Source organism: Streptomyces sp. NBC_01235, assembly GCF_035989285.1.
In the GTDB taxonomy this organism is placed as follows: domain Bacteria; phylum Actinomycetota; class Actinomycetes; order Streptomycetales; family Streptomycetaceae; genus Streptomyces.
The window spans coordinates 10,211,035-10,231,194 of sequence record NZ_CP108513.1; the positions used below are offsets into that span (position 1 = coordinate 10,211,035).

Sequence of the window (20,160 nt, forward strand, 5' to 3'; positions counted from 1 at the left end):
AACACGGAAGCGTCGGCGCGCGGTACGACCCTACGATCACGGACATGACCAATGCACTCGTGACCCTCCACGACACCCGTGTCCTGCGGTGCGCCCCCGACGGCCCACCGCTCGACGGGGAGAGCGCCGCGCTCGACCTGATCGGCGACGCGTTCGGCCAGGACGCGACTCTCGTCGCCGTGCCCGCGGAACGGATGGGGGACGCGTTCTTCCGGCTGCGGTCGGGGGTCGCGGGCGCGGTCGTGCAGAAGTTCGTGAACTACCGCCTGAGGCTGGCCGTCGTGGGTGACGTCTCCCGGCACCTCGCCGAGAGCTCCGCGCTGCGGGACTTCGTGTACGAGGCGAACCACGGCGGTCAACTGTGGTTCCTGGCGGACGACGCCGCGTTGGAGGACAGGCTGCGCCCGGCCGGGTGAGAACCGCCGAAAGGTGACAGGAGATGTCCGGCTTTCCCGGGATCCTCGAAGCGACACCACTCGCACGAGGCAGGGAGGCCGGACATGTCAGGGCCGCTGGAAGGCAAGGTCGCACTGGTCGCGGGGGCGACCCGGGGCGCGGGACGCGGTATCGCCGTGGAGTTGGGGGCGGCCGGCGCCACCGTCTACGTGACCGGACGCACCACGCGCGAGCGGCGCTCCGAGTACGACCGCCCCGAGACGATCGAGGACACCGCCGACCTGGTCACCGAGACAGGCGGCCTCGGCATCGCCGTCCCCACCGACCACCTCGACCCCGCGCAGGTCCGCGCCCTCGTCGACCGCGTCGCGGACGAACAGGGCCGCCTCGACGTCCTGGTCAACGACATCTGGGGCGCCGAGAACCTCTTCGAGTGGGACACCCCCGTCTGGGAGCACGACCTCGCAGGCGGGCTGCGGCTGCTCCGGCTCGCCGTCGAGACCCACGTGATCACCAGCCACCACGCCCTCCCGCTGCTCCTGCGCCGCCCGGGCGGACTGGTCGTCGAGATGACCGACGGCACCGCCGAGTACAACCGCGACACCTACCGCGTGAACTTCTTCTACGACCTCGCCAAGGCGTCCGTCCTGCGCATGGCCTTCGCCCTCGGCCACGAACTCGGCCCGCGCGGCGCCACCGCCGTCGCGCTCACCCCCGGCTGGCTGCGCTCGGAGCTGATGCTCGACCAGTTCGGCGTACGCGAGGACAACTGGCGCGACGCCCTCGACCGCGTTCCCCACTTCGCCATCTCGGAGACACCCCGCTACGTCGGCCGCGCGGTCGCCGCTCTCGCCGCCGACCCCGACGTCGCCCGCCACAACGGACGGTCCCTCTCCAGCGGCGGCCTCGCCCCGGAGTACGGCTTCACCGACCTCGACGGCAGCCGCCCGGACGCCTGGCGCTACATGGTCGAGGTCCAGGACGCGGGGAAGCCGGCGGACACGACGGGCTACCGCTGAGTGCAGGCTTCTTCAACTCCAGTGAGATTTCGGTCCTGTTGACGTGGTAGCGGCGCTTAACAGCACCTGGAGATTTTTTCACTTGTCCTGCCCCAGGCCGTCGGGCAGCGTTCACCCGTGCAGACCCCCACACAGTCGGCCGCCTCACCCTGGCGCGTCCGCGACTTCCGCGTCCTGTTCTCGGCCACCGCACTGAGCCAGCTCGGCACCAACGTGAGTTACGTCGCCGTGCCCCTCGTGGCCGTGACCGCACTGGACGCGAGCCCGGGACAGGTCGGCGCCCTGGCCACCCTGAGCACGCTGGCGTTCCTGTTCATCGGGCTGCCGGCCGGGGTCTGGGTGGACCGCATGCGCCACCGTCGCATCCTGATCGGTGCGGACCTGGCGCGGGCCGTGCTGTTCTGCTCCGTGCCCGTCGCCCGGCAGCTCGACGCGCTCACCCTCGGCCACCTGTACGCGGTGGTCCTGCTCAACGGCTGCGCGACCGTGTTCTTCGACGTCGGCTCGCAGAGCGCCCTGCCCCAACTCGTCGGCCCCGCCGCCCTCGTGCGGGCGAACTCTGCGGTCGTGAGCCTCCAGGCGGTGGGCAACATCGCGGGACGGGGAGCGGGCGGCGGGCTCGTCCAACTGCTCACCGCGCCCGTCGCCGTGGTCTGCGCGTCGGGCGCCTACCTCGCCTCCGCGCTCCAGCTCTGCGCCCTCGGACGCGGGGACGACACCCCCCGCCCGCCGCACACGGTCCGGCTGGGCGCCCAGATCGCGGAGGGCGTACGGCACGTCCTCGGCAACCGGGAACTGCGCGCGCTCGCCCTCACCGCCGCCCTCACCAACTTCGGCTCGCAGATCGTCACCACCATGCTGCCCATCCTGTTCGTCCGCGAACTCCAGCTCACCGCAGGTGCGTTGGGCCTGTTCTGGGGAGCGGGCGGACTCGGCCTGCTGCTCGGCGCCTGGGGCGCCCGCCGGCTGGCCGCACGCCTCGGGCACGGCCGCGCCCTCGGTCTCGCCGGTCTGGTCCTGGCGCCTTCGGGACTGCTCGTGCCGTTGATCGACCGGGGGCCCTGGCTGTGGATCGCGGGAACGGCCTGGGTGCTGGTCCTGTTCAAGACCGGCGTGGACAACGTCCTGGGCGTGAGCCTGCGCCAGCGGATGACCCCGGATGCCCTGCTCGGCCGGATGAACGCCACGTTCCGCTTCCTGCTGACCGGGGCGCTGGCCGTGGGCGCCGCCGTCTCCGGCCTGATCGGTGAACTGGCCGGAGTGCGGGCCACCCTCTGGGTGGGCGGCGCGCTGCTGGCGGTGAACTTCCTGCCCGTGTTCCTCTCCCCGGTCCGCTCCCGACGCGAACTCCCGCAGCAGCAGACGTCCGTGACGTTCAGTCGGACAGTGCCGAAGTGAGCGCGGCCAGCACCCGATCCCCGTCCGCCTCCGCCGTACGCCAGTTGCTGAACGCCGCCCGCAGCGCGGGTACCCCGCCGTACACCGTCGGCGTCAGGAAGGCCTCCCCGGAGGCGGCCACGGTGTCCGCCAGCGCGGCGACCCGCTCCCGCGTCGGGTCGTCGGCGAGGGTGAAGCAGACGACGTTCAGTCGGACCGGCGCCAGCAGCCGCAGCCCGTCGAGCGCGGCGATCCCCTCGCCGAGCCGGGCCGCGAGGGCCACGTTGCGCTCGACGATCTCCCGGTGCCCGTCCCGCCCGTAGGCCACCAGCGAGAACCACGCCGGCAGCGCCCGCAGCCGCCGGGAGTTCTCCGGAGTGAGGTGGACGAAGTCGGGCTCGCCGGTGGGCAGTCCGAGATACGGCGAGGCGTTGTGGAAGACCCGCACCTGGAGGTCGCGGCGGCGGGTGAACTGGACGGCCGCGTCATAGGGCACGTTGAGCCACTTGTGCAGGTCCACGCAGACCGAGTCGGCGGCGTCGAGCCCGTCGACGAGGTGGGCGTACGCGGGGGAGAGGGCGGCGAACCCGCCGAACGCCGCGTCCACGTGCAGCCAGAACCCGTACCGCTCCTTCAGGGCCGCGATCGCCCGCAGATCGTCGAAGTCGACGGTGTTGACGGTGCCCGCGTTGGCGACGACGATCGCCGGCCGGCCCTCCAGCGCGGCGAGGGCCGCCTCCAGCGCGTCGACGTCGACGGCCTCCCGGTTGCCCGGCAGCACGGGCACCTGCCGCAGTCGGTCCCGGCCGACGCCCAGCACCGACAGCGCCTTGGCGACACTGGAGTGCGGGCTGCCCGACAGCACGTCGACCGGACCCAGCGCGGCCGCGCCCTCCCGCGACACGTCCACCCCCAGCCGCTCGCCCAACCACTCCCGGGCGACGGCCAGCCCCACCGTGTTCGACACGGTCGCACCGGTCACGAACGCCCCGGAGTGCGCCTCGCCCAGCCCGAACAGCTCCCGCAGCCAGGCCACTGTCTCCCGCTCCAGCGCCGCCGCCCAGGACCCGGCGGCCCCGGAGACGTTCTGGTCGTACGCGCTGGTCAGCCAGTCCCCGGTGACCGAGGCGGGCGTGGCGCCGCCCGTGACGAAGCCGAGGTAGCGCGGCCCGGCGGAGCCGGAGAAGCCCGGCGCCCAGCGCTCGGCGAACCGGGTGAGGGCGCCGTCGGCCCCGGCCCCTTCGGCGGGCAGCGAGGTCCGGTCCGGCGTCCTGTCGAGGCGGACCACCGGCCGCTCGTCCAGGCCGGTCACCTCGCGGGCGGCGAAGTCGCGGGCGCACTGCAGGAGTTCGGGGAGCCGGGAGAGGTCGTCGGCGAGCGTGGGGTGCATACCGAGGACCCTAGGCCGGGTGTCCCGGGCACCGCATGGTCCACTTCGGGGAAACTGGACTGATGCACGATGGACCGATGCACGAGGGTTTGGCCGCCGCCCCCGGCCCCTGGCGCGAGCGCCCCGGACCGCTGTCCCGGTCCCTCGCGAACCCCGTGCGGGAGGCCGTCGTCGACGGTCGCCTGCCGGCCGGGACCTCCTGCTGGTCGCCTGCGGCCGCACGGCGGAGCCGGCAAATGCGAACAACCCACCTTGTCGCATCTGGTCACATTTTGTTCCTGAATCTGGGGACTGGTGGATGCGACCCGTGATGACCGTCCTGTGGTAGGGAGGGCAGTCGGGAGTGCGACGAGGTGTGAGCGACCGGGTGGGCAAGCCCGGACGTTCACGGCCGAGAAGGTGACTGTTTCGTCACAGGCTGAGCAGGACTACAACCGATACCCCCGCCCGCCGGTCTAGGTTGACGAGAGCGCAATCGCGTCAGGGAGAGGGCAGTCATGGGGGACATACGCAGACGAGGGGCCGTCGTGCTCGGGGTCACCGGCCTTGTCGCGCCGCTGACACTCGCGTTGGGGGCGGCACCGGCCCAGGCCGCGAGCTGTTCGACGCAGGCCGGGCCGTACCAGAAGCAGGTGGAGAAGTTCCTCGGCCGGCCCGTCGACGGCAAGCAGTCGACCGCCGACTGCAAGGCCATCCAGGCCTTCCAGAACAAGCACGGCATCACCCCGAACATCGGCTACGCCGGGCCTGTCACGTGGGGTGTGATGGACCTCATGAACAAGCAGAAGGCGGTGGGCAGCAACCCCAACAAGGCCGGCAAGTGCCCCACCAACAAGGGCCGCATCGCCTGCGTCAACCTCACCCTCCAGCTCAGCTGGATCCAGGACGGCAGCAGGCTCGTCTACGGCCCGGTCCCGGTGCGCACCGGCCGTAACGGGTACGAGACCCGCACCGGTCTGAAGAAGATCTACTGGCGTCACATCAACCACGTCTCGACGATCTACAACGTGCCCATGCCCTACAGCCAGTTCTTCGACGGCGGCCAGGCCTTCCACTCCGTCGGTCTCAGCATGTGGAACCCGCCGGGCTCGCACGGCTGCGTCAACATGACCACCACGACCGCCAAGAAGTACTGGTCGCTGCTGAAGAACGGCGACGACGTCTTCGTCTACGGCCGTAAGCCGGGCACCTGAGTCCACCGAGGTTCCTGAGGCGGCGCGGCCGCCCGGCGTCCCCGGGCGTCACGCCTCCGGCGCGTCCCCGAAGTCCGGGATCTCCAGCCTCGCCCCACCCTGCCGCGCGGACTCGTGCGCGACGATGCCCGGCAGGGTGTAGCGGGCCGCGACCCAGGCGTTCACGGACGGCAGCGTGCGCGTGTTGACCGCCGTCACGAAGTCGTCCACCAGGAAGTGGTGGCTGCCCTCGTGCCCGTTGTGCAGCTCGTCGAACTCCCGCGGCAGCCGCGAGCGGTCGTGCACCGGCGCCGAACCCGAGGTGAAGGCGGCCCGCAGATCGGGCGCGATGTGCTGGAGCGACGGGTCGTCGGGGGACAGCGTGGGCTTGGGCTCCAGCAGCTCGCTGATGTCCTTGACGCCCTTCTTGTCCTGCCACAGCGCCACCGTCGCGAGCTGCTCCATGCTCGCCTCGGTACCGAAGAAGCGGAACCGGGACTCGCGGATGTGGGAGGGGTAGCCGACCCGCCGGAACTCGTTCGTACGGAACGAGCCGCCGCCCGCCACCTCGAACAGCGCGGTGGCGTTGGAGAAGTCGTTGCCGAACCGGCTCACCTCCTTGTCGAAGACGCCGTCGCCCCGTGCGTCGACCACCCCGATCGCGGACACGCTCACCGCGTGCGTCCGCCAGGCGCCCAGCACCCCGCCCACCGAGTGCGTCGGATACAGCAGCGGGGGATAGCTGGCGGTCGACCTCCAGTCCGCGCCGCCGCTGTACTGGTACGCCTCGTAGAACCCCAGGTCCATGTCGTGGACGTAGTCGCCCTCGGCGTAGAAGAGCCGCCCGAAGGCGCCCTCGGCGATCTGGTTGCGGGCGTGCACCGTCGCCGGGTTGTACTGGCTCGTCTCGCCCATCATGTACGTCAGCCCGGTCGCCCGGACGGCGTCGATGATCGCCGAGATCTCCTCCGTGGTGATCGCCATGGGGACGGCGGAGTACACGTGCTTGCCCGCGTCCAGGCCCTGGAGGACCAGCGGGCCGTGCGTCCAGCGCTGGGTGAAGACGGCGACCGCGTCGACCGCCGGCGACTGAAGCATCGCCTCGTAGGAGGGGAAGGTGCCCGTCAGGCCTTCCGCGGCGGCCAGCCGCTCGGCCCGTTCCGGCAGCAGATCGGTGACGTACACGTCGCCGACGCCGGGGTGGGCCAGGAACAGCTTGGCGAACTGGCCGGAGAACTGCCCGGCGCCGACGATGCCGAGGGAGAACGTCATGGGTGGCGTGCCCTTCCGAAGTCGATTCAGAGGTCGATTCACTGGTCGAGGATCAGGTTGATCTGGCTGTTGGTCTCGTCGAGACTGCTCACCGGCTTGCCGTTGCCGTAGATGTCCTCCATGGCGGGCTGCATGAGCGCCGTGACGTCCGCCGCGTAGTTGGTGATCGGGTAGGAGAAGGTGCGGAAGTCCTTCTTGTCGGCGACCGGCTCCGTGAACGCCGAGACGTCGATGCCCTGCTTCTTGTAGGCGGCGACGGCGGCGTCGGTGCCCGCCGGAGTGGCGGGGAAGACGACGCCGTACCTGCCGACGATCGTCTGGCACGCGTCGGAGGCCAGGTAGGCCACCCACTTCCGGGCGCCCTCCTTGTTGTGGGAGCCCTTGGTGACGGAGTCGGCGAGGCCGTTCATCATGGTGGCCCGCTTGCCGGTCGGGCCGACGGGCGTCAGGGCGGACTGGATGTCCTTGCCCTTGAAGCCGTGGTACGTGGAGATCATCCAGGCGCCGTCGAAGGCGGCGGCCGCCTTGCCCGCGGCGACCTGGGTGTTGCCCTGGTTGGACTGCACGTTGTAGTCGGAGAGCGGGGCCATGTAGCCCTTCTCCGCCAGGCCGAAGTACCACTTGACGACGGACTGGAAGGTCTTGCTGTCGTACTGGTAGTCCGTGCCCCAGCGCGCCTTCTCCGTGTAGCTCCATCCGGCGGAGGCGGTGAACATGCTCCACTGGGTCTGGCCGTCACCGTAGCCGCCGCCCTGGCTGGCCAGGCCGTACACCTTCACGTGGTCCTTGTCGAAGCCAGGCTCGTCCCCGCGCCGTCCGTTGCGGTCGACGGTGAGGCGGGCGATGGCCTTCTCGAAGGTGCCGCCGTCCTTCGGGTTCCAGGACAGGCCGTAGAGCTGCCCGGCGGTGAGTCCGGCGGCCTTCGCCAGCTTCGCGTCGTAGAAGAGGGCGACCGTGTCCCAGTCCTTGGGGGTGCCGTAGCGGTGGCCGTCCTGGCCGATCCAGTTGGCGGCGAGTCCCGGCTGGTAGGCGGAGTCCTTGACGCCGAGGTCGTCCAGCGGCTCCAGCACCTTCAGATCGGCGAACTGGCCGAACTTCTGGATGTGGTCGGTGAACACGTCCGGCTGGGTGCCCGCGATGAACCCGGCGGTGAGCTTGGTCCAGTAGTCGCTCCAGCCCAACTGGGTTATTTTGACGTTTAGTTGGGGGTTCTCCCGCTCGAAGCCCTTGGCGCAGGCCTGATAGGCGGGCAGTTGGTTGGCGTCCCACAGCCAGTAGGTCACCGTGTGCGCGGACGCCCCGGTGGAGCCGCCCTGTGCGCAGCCGGTCGCCAGGGACAGCGTGAGCGCTCCGGCCAGTGCGGTGAGCGTACGAAGTCGGGTCACTGTTCCCTCACTTGATCCCGGTGAAGCCGATGGAGCTGACGATGCGGCGGGCGAAGCAGGCGAAGAGCACCAGCATCGGCAGCGCGGCGATCAGCGTCGCCGCGGACAGCCCGGACCAGTCGACGCCGGTCGCCGGGGTCTGCGCGCGGAAGACCGCCAGCGCCACCGTCAGCACCCGCGAGCTGTCGCTGTAGGAGACCATCAGCGGCCAGAAGTAGTCGTTCCAGGAGGTGATGTACGTCAGCACGGACAGCGTGATGACCGGCGTCGACGCCATGGGCAGGATCACCCGGAAGAAGATCTTCACCTTTCCGGCGCCGTCGAGCAGCGCCGCCTCCTCGACCTCGAGCGGGATGTTCATGAAGAACTGCCGCAGGAAGAACACCGCGAACGGGGTCATGAAGAGGCTGGGCAGCGCGATGCCCCACAGGGTGTCCACCAGGTGGAGTTGCTTGACGAGCACGAAGTTCGGCAGCAGCGTGAAGATGGTCGGCACCATCAGCCCCGCCAGGAACAGGCCGAACACCTTGTCCCGGCCCCGCCAGCGCAGCCGCGCGAAGGCGTAGGCGGCCATCGCCGAGAAGAAGATCTGGCAGCCGGTGATCAGGGTCGAGACGATCACCGAGTTGAGCAGATAGCGCCAGAAGTCGAGCCCGCCCCCGGCGCCGCCCTGCGCGATCGCCTCCTTGGCGGACTGGAGCCCCAGGGCCCGTTCGAACCCGCCGGTGCCGAGACCGACCGGCAGCGGGTTGGCGGGGTCGGCGCCGAGGCCCGCGTTGGAGGAGAGCGCGGTGCGCAGGATCCAGTAGAACGGCAGCAGGGTGATGAGCACGATCAGGCCCATCGCGGTCCAGGCGGCGGCCCGGCCGAAGGAGATCCTGCGCCGGACCGGCCGTATGCCGGTCGTCGTCGTGGTGGTCGGGGGTGTCGTTGTCGTCGCGACAGCCATGTCCGTGTCTCCCTCAGCCGAGGTCGGTCCGGCCGGCCCGGGTGAGCCGGTACTGCAGGACGGTGATCGCGCTCAGGACGACCAGCAGGGCGACGGACATCGCCGAGGCATAGCCGAACTGGAAACGGCCGAAGGCGGAGCCGTAGATGTAGTACTGGAGCACGTTGGTGGCGTTCGCGGGACCGCCCGCCGTGGTCACGGCCACGGTGTCGAACACCTGGAACGACCCGATCACGGTCATGATCAGCACGACCGCCAGCACCGGACGCAGCAGCGGCATCGTGATCCGCCAGAACATCCGCCACTCGCCCGCGCCGTCGACCCTGGCCGCCTCGTAGACGTCGTTCGGGATCGCCTGGAGACCGGCGAAGAGCAGCAGGGCGGTGTAGCCGACGTGCCGCCAGACGTTGATCAGGGCGATGGTCGGGATGGCCCAGGTCTCGTCGGCCAGGAAGGGGATGCGGTCGAAGCCGAGGGCGCTGACGATCTCGTTGCCGATGCCGAGCTGGGTGTCGAGGATCCACAGCCAGACGAGGCCCGCGACGACGTTCGACATCAGGTACGGGGTGAGCACGATGCCCCGTAGCAGCGCCGACTGCGTGAGCCGTTGCAGCAGTACGGCGATGGCGAGGGCCGCGACCGTCTGCACACCGATGTTGAGGACGACGTACTCCACGGTGACCTTCAGGGAGTCCCAGAAGATGGGGTCGTGGACCATCCGCACGTAGTTGTCCAGGCCCACCCACTCCGCCGGCGTCAGCAGGTTGAAGCGGGTGAAGCTCAGGTAGACGCCCCGCAGCGTCGGATAGAGCAGGAAGACCACGAACCCCAGCAGGGCCGGGGCGAGGAACAGCGCGGCGAGTCGGCCGTCACCCCGCCCTTCACGGTGCGACGGAGGACTGCTGGAGGCGATGGTCATCGGGAGACTCCCTCGTCTGCGGCGGCTCGTTCTCGGCCATTTACTTTTGGGCCGAAAGAATCCAGGCGTCAAGAGGTGGGAGAACATCTTTTCCCGTGACCTTGTTGGCACCTATAGTGACCTGGATACTTCCAGTGCAAAATAAATCGTGTGGGAGTCTGACCCTCATGACCACAGGTACCGCCGGCTGGCTGCCGCTGAGTTCGGGGGAGCGCTCGGTCGCGATCGAGGTGCTCGTCCACGGCCCGCTGTCACGCACCGACATCGCGCGGCGGCTGAACCTCTCCGCGGGCAGCCTCACCCGGCTGACCAAACCACTGATCGAGTCGGGCCTGCTGGTCGAGGTGCCCGAGGCGGGCGCCCCGGCGGAGTCGCGGCAGGGACGCCCCTCACAGCCACTCGACGTGGTCGCGGAGTCCGGCTCCTTCATCGGCTTCAAGATCACCGGGGACATGGTGTACGGCGTCGTCACCACCCTCCGGAGCGACATCGTCGCCCGCTACGACCGCCCGCTCACCTCGCACGACCCCGACGTCGTCGTCGGCGTGCTGGGCGAGATGACCGACGAGCTGGCCCGCACCCACCCACGCCTCGCGGGGATCGGCATCGGGGTGGGCGGGCTCGTCCGGGTCCGTGCGGTGGTCGGGGAGTCACGCTTCCTGGGGTGGCGGGACGTTCCGCTGGCCGCCCTGGTCGAGGAGCGTACGGGGCTGCCGGTGGTCGTCGAGAACGACGTCGCCGCGCTCGTGGAGGCCGAGACCTGGTTCGGCGCCGGCCGTGGCCTCGACCGCTTCGTCGTCCTCACCATCGGCGCGGGCATCGGCTACGGCCTCGTCCTGGGCGGCAAGCGGGTCTCCTGCGCCGAGGAGGACCGCGACTTCGGCCGGCACTGGATCGTGAACCCCAACGGACCGCTCACCCCCGACGGTGAGCGCGGCAGCGCCGTCTCGCTGCTGACCATCCCCAACATCCGCTACCAGGTACAGGCCGCCACCGGCCGGGAGCGGACGTACGAGGAGATCCTCGCCCTGGCCGCCGCCGGGGAGCCCATGCCCGCCCGGGTCGTCGACGAGGCGGCCCGCGCCCTGGGCACGCTGGTCGCGCAGATCGCCAACTTCGTCATGCCGCAGAAGATCCTGCTCGCCGGGGAGGGCGTCGGTCTGATGGGCGTGGGCGGGGCGACGGTGGAGGCGACCATCCGTGCCCACCGGCATCCGCTGGCCGCCCCGGTGGAGCTGGAGACCAAGGTGTCCGACTTCCACGACTGGGCGCAGGGGGCTGCCGTGCTGGCGATCCAGGTGCTGGTGCTGGGGGCCGCGGAGGGCTGAACAGGGGGGTGGGGGTTGACAGATGGACGTGATCAGTAACACGTCCGGTATGTCTGGTTCGTTCGTGATGACTCACGCGGCCCTCACCTCGGACGCCGTAAGATTCACACCATGTCCACCACTGTTGAATCCCTCTCCGAGCGATCGGCCGCGGAGGTCAACGAGGAGATCCGGGCCCTGTGGCTCCGGTCGGGCGGGACACTGAGCGTCGAGCAGCGCGAGGAGTACCGGCGGCTCGTCCTGGAGTGGGCCGCCGCGCCCCAGCCGGTCGAGGCCGCCTGACACTCCCCGAGGACCCCCGAGCCTCCCTTTCCGAAGCGGGCACCCTGACCGGGTGCCCTTTTCGTTGCCCTTTCGCTGTCCCGCTCAGCCCCACGTCGCCGAGTAGTACCGCTGGTAGGCCTTGCGGTCCTGTTCGGCGCGGATGTACCGGGTCGCGACGAGGGCGACCATGCTGCCCGCGATCACCAGCAGCCCGGGGCCGATGTTCCTGGGGTCGGTGAGCCGGGAGGCGAGGGTCGCGCTGTTGCCGATGCCCGTCACCGGAGTGGTCGAGCCCGGCGAGGTCGAGCCCGGGGCGATCGCCGCCTGGGTGTTCGAGGCGGTCGGCTGGGGAGCGTCGGACGCCGTGGGGTTTCCGCCCTGGTTGTTGGCGTCGGACGGCGCGGCCACGATCAGCTGCACCCCGAGCTGGGCCAGCGCCCTCGTCACCGGCTGGAAGAACGTCGTACCCCCCGTCTTGCAGTCGCCGCTGCCGCCCGAGGTGATACCGAGGGCGACGCCCTCGGAGAACATCGGGCCGCCGCTGTCGCCGGGTTCGGCGCACACGTTCGTCTCGATGAGCCCGCCGACCGTGCCCTCCGGGTAGTTCACCGTCGCGTCCAGACCGGTGACCTCGCCGTCGCGCAGTCCGCTGGTGCTGCCGCTGCGGAACACCCGCTGGCCGACGGCCGCGTCGCCCGTGCCCGTGATCTTCACCCCGTTGCCGTTGCCGATCGCCACCACGTCGGCACCGTCGCCCGCCTTGCCGCTCGCGTACTGCACGAGCGAGAAGTCGCTGCCGGGGAAGTTGGAGTTGACTGTCTGGCCCACCTGCTGCTTGGCCTGGTTGTCCGCGAACCAGGTCGAGCCGGTGGGCCCGCAGTGCCCGGCGGTGAGGATGAAGTCGTTCGATCCGTTGGTCACGTTGAAGCCGGCCGAACAGCGTCCGCCGGTCGACAGGATCGGCAGCGCGCCGTTGATCCGGGTGGTGAACGTGCCGGTGGTGCGCTCCATGCGCACGAAGCCGCCGATGCCGCCCGCGGTCTGCGTCAGCTGCGACCAGTCGCCGGCCGACACCGTGCTGTCCGCCTGCACGACGACCTGGTTCGACCGGTAGTCCATCACCCAAGCCGTGCCGGCCACCCTGGGCGCCGAACGCAGCGTCGCCGCTGCCGACTTGAGCTCGTTCATGCTGTGGGAGACGACCTTCGCCTCGGCGCCCGCCTCCCGGACGGCGTCGGCCGTCTGCTCGTCGGTGACCGCCACGACCGGCTGCCCGTCGGAGCCGATCCAGGTGCCCGCGGTACGCGCGGTGCCGAACTTCGCGACGAGAGCCGCGCCCGGATTGGTGACGACGGACTCCGCCGCACTGCGCGGCACCGCCGACGTGGCGGGTGGTTCGCTCGCCATGGCCGCCTGTGTGACCATGGCTCCTCCCAGGAGGAGTCCGCCGACTGCCGCCAGCCGCGTCACTCGCCGGACGGTCCGTCGTCGTACGTGCCTCATGCATGGCTCCCGAAACCCCGAACGCGCGGCCTCAACACCGCGGGGCCCTCCGGTCGTTGAGCGCCCTCACCGTCCATACGTGCCGGAACCCGTCAGCGTTCAGCCCGGAAGTGATCACATCCGGGTCGTCCCGTCCCGTGCCGGGGAGGGCTCCGGCGATCACGTCAGCGTTTGCGTGCCACTGCGCCGAACATCGCGACCTCCTCCGGCTCGGTCCCGTCCCCGGTGCCCTCCGGACGCCAGCGCGAGCACGACACCACGCCCGGTTCCAGCAGCTCCAGGCCGTCGAAGAAGCGGGCCACGTCCTCGGGCGTGCGCTGGGTCAGCTTCGGCGTGCCGTGCTCGTTCCAGAACCTCACCGCCTCGTCCACATCGGGCATCGCCGGGCTGGTGACGGTGTGCGACAGCACCAGCACGCTGCCCGAAGGCAGCCTGTCGACCAGCCGCCGGACCAGCCCGTACGGGTCCTCGTCATCGCCGATGAAGATGACCACACTGAGCAGGACCAGCGCGACGGGCTCGCTGAAGTCCAGCGTCCTCGCGGCGTGCTCGAGGATCGCGTCCACGTTGCGCAGGTCCTCGTCGAGATAGTCCGTGCGGCCATCGGGTGTGCTGGTGAGCAGGGCGCGGGCGTGCGCCAGGACCAGCGGGTCGTTGTCGACGTAGACGATCCGGGACTCCGGGGCGAGACGCTGCGCGACCTCGTGCGTGTTGTCCGCGGTGGGCAGACCGGTGCCGATGTCGAGGAACTGGCGGATCCCGGCGTCGGTCACCAGGTGCTCCACGGCACGGCCCAGGAAGAGCCGGTCGGCGCGGGCGTACTCGCTGATGCCCGGGTGTAACTCCCGGATCCGGTCACCGGTCGTCCGGTCGACCTCGTAGTTGTCCCTGCCGCCCAGCCAGTAGTTCCAGATGCGGGCGGTGTGCGGCTGGTTGGTGTTGATCCGGGTGTACGGCGACTGTGCGGCCACGTCGACGGCCTGTGCGTTCTCGGTCACGGATCGGCTCCTGTACGGAAGTGGGGCGGAATGAAGGAGTGCGGAAGAAGGGGCACTGAGGAAGGGACGTCGAGGAAGGGTGGCGTACTCGGGCGACAAGCAATCTAGACACCCGAGTTGACCTGTGCCGACCGTCCCCCGGGTTCCGTCGCCGGGCCGAGCCGCGCCCAGCTCCGCTCGTCGCCCCACACGGCCGCCGCACCGGTGTAGGGGCGCAGCAGCGCAGTGAGCGCCGGGTCGCCGCGGCCGCCCAGCTCGTCGGAGGCGATCCGGCGGGCGATGCCGGCGAGGAAGTCGGCGAGCTGCACCCGTGCGTCGAGCCGCGAGACGACGAGCCGGAGCCCGGCGAGCCGGATGCCCCGCTTCCGGGCCGCGTCCTCGATCCAGGCGATCCGCTCCGGGGTGAGCATGTTCTGCCGGTCGTGCGCGAGCCGGACCGGACGTCCTTCGGCGCTCCAGTGGGCGGCCGTGTGCAGGATGGAGGGGAGAAGGGGATTGAGGACCGGGGTGAGGACGAACGGCCCGTCCTGAATTCCGGCCCGGTAGGAAAACGCGCGGGACCTCTCTCCCGAGAGCCGCGAGAGAATCTCCGCTGCCGGTGTCCCCACATGCCGCCGCCGTAGTTCCTCGACCGTGCGGAAGAAGTACTCGACAGGCACGTCGGGTTCGTCTTCGTGGCGCACCCACAACAATTGGTTGGCCGCCTCCAGGAACTGCCGCCACTCGGCGTCGGTGAATGTCGGCCGCCCCTGACGGAAGAGGGAAACGGCCGCCTCCGGATCGCCCAGCAGCAGGTCGACGGTCCGGTCCACGACGAGGAAGGCCTTGTCGACGAGGTGCACATGGGCGTGCCCGTACAGCGGGCCCGATTCCGAGAGCAGCCATTCCAGGACCGCCCGGTGTTTCTCCCGGAGCAGATGGTTCGCCTTGTACTCCTCGGCGGGCGAACGGATCCGGTCGCGGATCTCCTGTACGTGCCCGGCGGCGGAATCGACCGACAGCCGCACACTGGCGTGGGCGAACACATCGGTGTTTCCGCCGGTGAGATTCTCGCCGTCCGAGCCCGACTCGTCGCAGGCGATCTCCGGGATTCCGGCGGCGTCCGCCACGGATGTCCCGTTCGCATGATCCCAGGTCACACCACAGCCCCCTATCTTGTGCCCCATGACCAGCATCCCGCACGAGACGTCCCGTGAACCGAACCCTTTGCGCGCCCTCACCCTCGACGTGCTCCGGCGCCGTACGAGCATGAAGTGGCATACCCATCCGGCCGACGTGCTGCCGCTGTGGGTCGCGGAGATGGACGTGCCTCTCGCCGAGCCGGTCGTCCGCGCGGTGACGGAGGCCCTCGCGCTCGGCGACACCGGCTATCCGGCGGGCACGGCCTACGCCGAGGCGCTGGCCGGGTTCGCCGCGGAGCGGTGGGGCTGGGACGGGCTCGCCGTCGAGCGGACGGCGATCGTGCCCGACGTGATGCTGGGCGTCGTCGAGATGCTGAAGCTGGTGACCGGGCCCGGCGATCCGGTGATCGTCAACCCGCCCGTGTACCCGCCGTTCTTCCCGTTCGTCGAGCACCTGGACCGGCGGATCGCCGAGGCGCCCCTGGACGCCGACGGGCGGCTCGACCTCGGCGTGCTGGAGGAGGCGTACCGGCGCGCCGTCGCGGGCGGTGGACGCGCGGCGCACCTGCTGTGCAGCCCGCACAACCCGACCGGCACCGTGCACACGGCCCGGGAACTGTCGGCCGTCGCCGAACTCGCCGGGCGGTACGGCGTCCGGGTGGTCGCCGACGAGATCCACGCCCCGCTCACCGCAGCGGGGGCCGACTTCGTGCCCTACCTCTCCGTCCCCGGCGCGGAGAGCGGCCTGTCGCTGATGTCGGCGTCCAAGGGGTGGAACCTGGCCGGGCTCAAGGCGGCCCTGGCCGTGGCGGGCCCCGCGGCGGCGGCCGATCTGGCCCTGCTGCCCGAGGAGGTCGGCCATGGGCCGAGCCATGTCGGTGTCCTCGCCCACACCGCCGCCCTCAGCGAGGGCACGGCCTGGCTGGACGCCCTGCTGGCCGGCCTGGACGACAACCGGCGCCTGCTCACCGCCCTCCTGGCCGAGCACCTCCCCGGTGTCGAGTACCGACCGGGCGAGGCGACCTACCTCGCCTGGCTCGACTGCCGGGCGCTGGGCCTCGGGGAGGATCCGGCCTCGGTCTTCCTGGAGCGAGGCCGGGTCGCCCTCAACTCCGGGCCGGACTTCGGCACCGGCGGGGCCGGGCACGTACGCCTGAATCTGGCCACCTCGCCGGAGATCCTCACCGAGGGCGTACGGCGGATGGCCTCGGCCGTCCGCCGGCCGGCGTCCTCGGCCTCTTGATGATCCGGGACCAGCACCTGCTGCCCCTGATCGCCTCCAAGGGCCACCCACATGTGCGTGATCGCCTGGGAACGCCTGAGGCCGGCGATCGAGCGGAACGCGATCCAGGTGCTCCTCACCGACCACCACCACGGGGGCGGACTGCGTCGCACCCGCGAACTGGCCGCCGTCTGCGAGGCGTTCGGGATCGCCCTGTCCATGCACTCCAACTCGCACCTGGGCGTCAGCCTCGCCGCCATGACCCACGTCGCCGCGGCCATCCCGAACCTCGACCACTCCTGCGACACCCGCTACCCGTGGAACAGCGCCGACGACGTGATCGTCCCCGGCGTCCTGGGAGCTGACGGGCGGGGCGGTGACGGTGCCGACCGGGCCGGGCCTCGGAGTCGAGCTGGACCACGACGCCCTCGACCGGCTGCACCGCCGCTACCTCGACTCGGGTGTACGCGGCCGGGACGACACCGGCTGCATGCGGCGGATCCAGCCCGACTACGAGCTGAGACTGCCGAGGTGGTGACGCGCCCGGGTGCCTAGACTGCGGGAATGGATGACAACGCGCTCGATCGGCTCGGGGCGGGCAAATATCTGCTGATCACCAGCTATCGGAAGAACGGGACCGGGGTCGCGACACCCGTGTGGGTGGTGCGTGACGGGGACGCGCTCGGAGCCTGGTCGGCCGCCGACGCCTGGAAGGTGAAGCGCATCCGGGCCCGCGGTGACGTGCTCGTCGGCCCGTGCGACGTGCGCGGCAGGCCGACGGGCGAGCAGGTCCCGGCCACCGCCGAGATCTGCGACCCGGAGACCACCGCCCGCTACCGCACCCTGCTCGCGCGCAAGTACGGCGTCCTGGGGCGCCTGACGCTCCTGGGCAGCCGGCTGCGGCGAGGGCTCGACGGAACGGTCGGGATCCGCGTGACCCTGTGAGCGGACAGAGGCCGGGACAGGTGAGGGGGCATGGACCGGCCGGTCCATGCCCCCTTTCCGCGCAGCTTCGCGGCGCGGTCTACGGCACGTCCGTCACCGTGCCCGTCAGCACCGGCGGCAGCGGCTCGGCGTCGTCGTCCGTCAGAGCCAGGCGCACCGACTCGACCGGCTCGGCCAGCTGGTCCTTCACCGTCGGCACCGTGAAGTCGGTGGTGGTCGTCCCGGCCGGGATGCCCATCCACACCCACAGGTTCGCCTCGGACAGCGGGCGCTCCGGGTCGGGCAGATCACCGGAGTAGTCCATCAGCCACTGCGGGTCCACGTCCTTGGTGGACAGCTCGGCGCCCTCGGTGACCGGGTACACCCGCACCGGCTGCCAGATGTCCACGTCGACGGGCTCCGACAGGGAGATACGCCAGCTCAGCGTCCCGCCCTCGGTCACCTTGTCCGCGACCGGGGTCAGGCTGACCTCGGGTGCGGGGTCGTCGTTCTCCACGGTGACCCCTCCCCGGTAGGAGCCGACGACGGCACCGCGTACGGCCTTCACGAGAAGGTCGTTGTGCTGGTCGTTGCCGAAACGCGTATCGCCCTTCACCTCGACCGGCAGGTCGATCGGTGTGCTGCCGGGCCGAACGGTGACCAGCTTCTCCGTGGGATCGCCGGTCGCCGGGTCGACGACGTAGAAGCGGACCTTGCCGCTGCCGTGTCCGGACATCTGGACCGGGATGTGGTAAGTGCGGGTACCGGAGTCGCCCTCCTTGACCGTGACCCGGCCGACGTCGACGCGCGGCAGCGCCGCCGCCCGCACCGCCACAGTGCCGGGGGCCCAGCCCCAGGCGTCCATGAACCACGCCTGCCCGGAACCCGAACGCGGAGTCAGCTCAAGGGACTTGACGTGCCTGAGGTCGAGCCCGGCGCGGGTGGCGGCGGTCAGCGGGACCCGCAGTTCGCGGGCCCAGTAGGAGGCGGTGCGGTCCGAGCCCGGCAGTCCGTCGACGCCGACCCGGCCGAGCTGGGCGCGGCGGCCGGTGGAGTCGGTGACGGACACGTCCAGCTCGGTCCCGGTGGTGTTCGGCGGTACGAACACGCGCAGCGCCAGGCTCTTGGCTCCGGAGAGGGAGACGGGAGCGGTGGAAGTGATCTTCGCCGGGGTGCCCGGCGCGGACCAGTTCAGCGCGACGGCGCTCTTGCCGGTGTCCTTCTCCAGGTCCCACCACCCGAAGTGCGGGGACCTCCCCTTGGCGTCGGAGTCCAGACACGCCCTGGCCGGGTCGGGATCCGCCCAGCACACTCGGCCGCCGGTCACCCCGACCCCGCCGTCGGGCAGGAAACCGCCCGTGCGACGGGCGCCGACCGCGTGCGTCAGGACGCGGGCCGGGTCGGCGGAGGGAGCACGCCGTCCGGTGCCGTCGAGCAGCGGCCGCACCCGGTCGTCGCCGCCCACGAACAGCCGGGCGGCGGCGGCGATGTAGGTGGCGCCGGCCTGGTGCTGCTGGTCGGCGGTCAGCCGGGTCGGGGTGCCTTTGGAGCACACCGGGTCGGGCTGCTCAGGGTCGTCGTAGAAGTCGTCGAAGGAGGGCGCCACGGCCTTGCCCGGCGTCCACTCCGTGTTGAAGAAGTTGTGGTTGGCGCCGACCACGTACACGGCGCTGTGCAGGGCGGTGCCGTTGCTGATGCCGCGTGTGCCGTCGAGGTACGTCTCGCCCTCGAGGTCGGAGACGTCGCCGTCGCAGCCGGGCAGGATGGTCGTGGACGGGACGTCGGCGACCGGATTCTGGCCGAAGATCGTCGGTCCGATGAGGACGGTGCCACGGATCTTCCAGCGGACCGGCCCGTGGTAGCCGTCCTGGGCCGCGGGCGCCGGGTAGAGGCTGTCCATCGCGGCCCGGTTGACGCCCTCGCCGCCGCGCGAGTGGCCGACCAGCAGGACGCGGGAGAGGTCGGCCTTCGCCGCGTCGGGCACCGCGGCCGGGGCGGTGGCCGGGTGGGCTGCCCAGTCGGCCCACTTGGCGAGGTGGCGGCGCACCAGCGAGGAACGGGCCTGCGCGCCGGCGTCCTCGGCCTCCGAGTCCTGGGCGTTGATGCCGTTCGCAGAGATCGACACCGTCACATAACCCTGCGAGGCCAGGAGTTGCTGGTCCTGCAGGTAGCCCTTGTAGCTCGGGATCGACTTCATGCCCGCCGGGCACGGCCAGGAGATGTCGAGGTCGTCGCTGCCCGGCGTGTAGCAGGTGGTGTGCCGGCCGTGCAGGAACAGCGCGAGCGGCCGCTTGCCGGTGGCGCCCTTCGGCGCCACCACGACGGCCTGCATCTCGATCGGCTGGGCGTATCCGGGCAGCTTCACCGGGTCGAGGGCGTACTCGCCGCTGACCGTGCGGTACGCGCCGGGCTTGCCCGGGTCGACGGAGTTGGCGGGAGCCGGAGCGGGGGTCCGGGCCGGGGGCTGCTCGGCGGTGAGCGAACGCCGTTCGCCCGTGGCGGAGTTGGCGGCGGGCGCGTCCAGACGGTGTCCGCTCGCCAGTACCCGCAGGTCCTTCAGGGAGGTGTCGCCGGTCTCGTCGAGGGAGAGCCGGAACGTGCGGCCGTCCTTCCCCGCCTTCGGTACGCCGAGCAGTCGGTCGCCCGTGTGGAACTCCACGCGGGCGTCGCCGATGGGCACGGGCGTGGGCGACCGCCAGACCAGCTCGCGTGCGGCGCCCTTCCCGCTGATCTGCCACCCTTGCGGCAGCCCGCTGTCGGCGGGCGAGGTCAACGGTCTCGTCTCGGACGGTTGTTGGGCTTGTGCCAGTCCCGGTGTTCCCGCCAGGGCCGCGATTGCGGCCACGGCGGTGACACCTATTCGCCGGGCACGGATCAAGGGTCCACTCCTCAATACTCGGAGCGCGGGGGCCCCGTCCGTA

17 protein-coding genes and 1 pseudogene are annotated in these 20,160 nt (G+C 70.9%); 9 read left to right on the top strand and 9 right to left on the bottom strand.

All coding sequences use genetic code 11. The features are described from left to right. Positions 1 to 44 precede the first annotated feature (44 nt). The 3 genes from OG289_RS45835 to OG289_RS45845 all read left to right on the top strand — a co-directional run bounded on the left by OG289_RS45835 (position 45) and on the right by OG289_RS45845 (position 2,813). Positions 45 to 416 carry a DUF4180 domain-containing protein gene (locus tag OG289_RS45835; RefSeq protein ID WP_327319941.1) on the top strand — a complete coding sequence of 124 codons (372 nt, stop codon included), beginning with the start codon at positions 45 to 47 and terminating at the stop codon, positions 414 to 416. 84 nt (positions 417 to 500) lie between these two features. Next, positions 501 to 1,415 carry an SDR family oxidoreductase gene (locus tag OG289_RS45840; protein ID WP_327319942.1) on the top strand — a complete coding sequence of 305 codons (915 nt, stop codon included), beginning with the start codon at positions 501 to 503 and terminating at the stop codon, positions 1,413 to 1,415. A 117-nt stretch (positions 1,416 to 1,532) separates the two neighbouring features. Next, complete coding sequence (locus OG289_RS45845; protein ID WP_327319943.1) at positions 1,533 to 2,813, top strand: MFS transporter; 1,281 nt, start codon at positions 1,533 to 1,535, stop codon at positions 2,811 to 2,813. Here the strand turns inward: OG289_RS45845 and OG289_RS45850 are convergent. Further along, the gene (locus OG289_RS45850) at positions 2,791 to 4,182 is read right to left on the bottom strand and encodes a pyridoxal phosphate-dependent decarboxylase family protein (protein ID WP_327319944.1); all 1,392 of its coding nucleotides are present in this window, start codon (positions 4,180 to 4,182) and stop codon (positions 2,791 to 2,793) included. The genes OG289_RS45845 and OG289_RS45850 overlap by 23 nt on opposite strands. Positions 4,183 to 4,679: 497 nt before the next feature. Between OG289_RS45850 and OG289_RS45855 the strand changes: the two genes are divergently transcribed. After that, positions 4,680 to 5,375 carry a L,D-transpeptidase family protein gene (locus tag OG289_RS45855; protein WP_327319945.1) on the top strand — a complete coding sequence of 232 codons (696 nt, stop codon included), beginning with the start codon at positions 4,680 to 4,682 and terminating at the stop codon, positions 5,373 to 5,375. Positions 5,376 to 5,423: 48 nt separating this feature from the next. On the opposite strand, the gene OG289_RS45860 is transcribed toward OG289_RS45855, so the two are convergent. From OG289_RS45860 to OG289_RS45875, 4 genes are read right to left on the bottom strand one after another with little or no spacing between them, the layout of a single operon-like run. Next, entirely contained in the window at positions 5,424 to 6,626 is a 1,203-nt protein-coding gene (locus OG289_RS45860; protein ID WP_327319946.1) for a Gfo/Idh/MocA family protein, read from the bottom strand. Between the two features lie 38 nt (positions 6,627 to 6,664). Continuing rightward, entirely contained in the window at positions 6,665 to 8,011 is a 1,347-nt protein-coding gene (locus OG289_RS45865) for an extracellular solute-binding protein (protein ID WP_327319947.1), read from the bottom strand. Between the two features lie 7 nt (positions 8,012 to 8,018). Beyond that, positions 8,019 to 8,960: a carbohydrate ABC transporter permease gene (locus tag OG289_RS45870; protein ID WP_327319948.1), complete on the bottom strand. Its 942-nt coding sequence runs from the start codon at positions 8,958 to 8,960 to the stop codon at positions 8,019 to 8,021. A gap of 13 nt (positions 8,961 to 8,973) precedes the next feature. Then, positions 8,974 to 9,879, bottom strand: a complete 906-nt coding sequence (locus OG289_RS45875) for a carbohydrate ABC transporter permease (RefSeq protein ID WP_327319949.1) — start codon at positions 9,877 to 9,879, stop codon at positions 8,974 to 8,976. A 167-nt stretch (positions 9,880 to 10,046) separates the two neighbouring features. On the opposite strand from OG289_RS45875, the gene OG289_RS45880 reads away from it, so the two are divergent. Together OG289_RS45880 and OG289_RS45885 are read left to right on the top strand one after the other, a co-directional pair. Next, positions 10,047 to 11,207, top strand: a complete 1,161-nt coding sequence (locus tag OG289_RS45880) for an ROK family transcriptional regulator (RefSeq protein ID WP_327319950.1) — start codon at positions 10,047 to 10,049, stop codon at positions 11,205 to 11,207. Positions 11,208 to 11,318: 111 nt separating this feature from the next. Next, a complete protein-coding gene (locus tag OG289_RS45885; RefSeq protein WP_093770941.1) occupies positions 11,319 to 11,489 on the top strand; it encodes a hypothetical protein in 171 nt (56 codons plus the stop codon). 84 nt (positions 11,490 to 11,573) lie between these two features. Here OG289_RS45885 and OG289_RS45890 read toward each other — a convergent pair whose 3' ends face one another. From OG289_RS45890 to OG289_RS45900, 3 genes are all read right to left on the bottom strand, one after another. After that, complete coding sequence (locus OG289_RS45890) at positions 11,574 to 12,974, bottom strand: S1 family peptidase (RefSeq protein WP_327319951.1); 1,401 nt, start codon at positions 12,972 to 12,974, stop codon at positions 11,574 to 11,576. Between the two features lie 164 nt (positions 12,975 to 13,138). Then, positions 13,139 to 13,972 (bottom strand): SAM-dependent methyltransferase, encoded by an 834-nt coding sequence (locus OG289_RS45895; protein WP_327319952.1) that lies wholly within the window; start codon positions 13,970 to 13,972, stop codon positions 13,139 to 13,141. A gap of 104 nt (positions 13,973 to 14,076) precedes the next feature. Then, positions 14,077 to 15,111 carry a hypothetical protein gene (locus tag OG289_RS45900; RefSeq protein WP_327319953.1) on the bottom strand — a complete coding sequence of 345 codons (1,035 nt, stop codon included), beginning with the start codon at positions 15,109 to 15,111 and terminating at the stop codon, positions 14,077 to 14,079. 25 nt (positions 15,112 to 15,136) lie between these two features. Between OG289_RS45900 and OG289_RS45905 the strand changes: the two genes are divergently transcribed. From OG289_RS45905 to OG289_RS45915, 3 genes and pseudogenes are all read left to right on the top strand, one after another. Beyond that, positions 15,137 to 16,336: a MalY/PatB family protein gene (locus OG289_RS45905; RefSeq protein ID WP_327319954.1), complete on the top strand. Its 1,200-nt coding sequence runs from the start codon at positions 15,137 to 15,139 to the stop codon at positions 16,334 to 16,336. A 36-nt stretch (positions 16,337 to 16,372) separates the two neighbouring features. Beyond that, positions 16,373 to 16,853, top strand: a pseudogene (locus OG289_RS45910) (enolase C-terminal domain-like protein); the annotation flags it as partial. A 26-nt stretch (positions 16,854 to 16,879) separates the two neighbouring features. Beyond that, complete coding sequence (locus tag OG289_RS45915; RefSeq protein WP_327319955.1) at positions 16,880 to 17,260, top strand: PPOX class F420-dependent oxidoreductase; 381 nt, start codon at positions 16,880 to 16,882, stop codon at positions 17,258 to 17,260. A 79-nt stretch (positions 17,261 to 17,339) separates the two neighbouring features. On the opposite strand, the gene OG289_RS45920 is transcribed toward OG289_RS45915, so the two are convergent. Further along, positions 17,340 to 20,117, bottom strand: a complete 2,778-nt coding sequence (locus tag OG289_RS45920) for an alpha/beta hydrolase family protein (RefSeq protein ID WP_327319956.1) — start codon at positions 20,115 to 20,117, stop codon at positions 17,340 to 17,342. Positions 20,118 to 20,160: the final 43 nt, after the last annotated feature.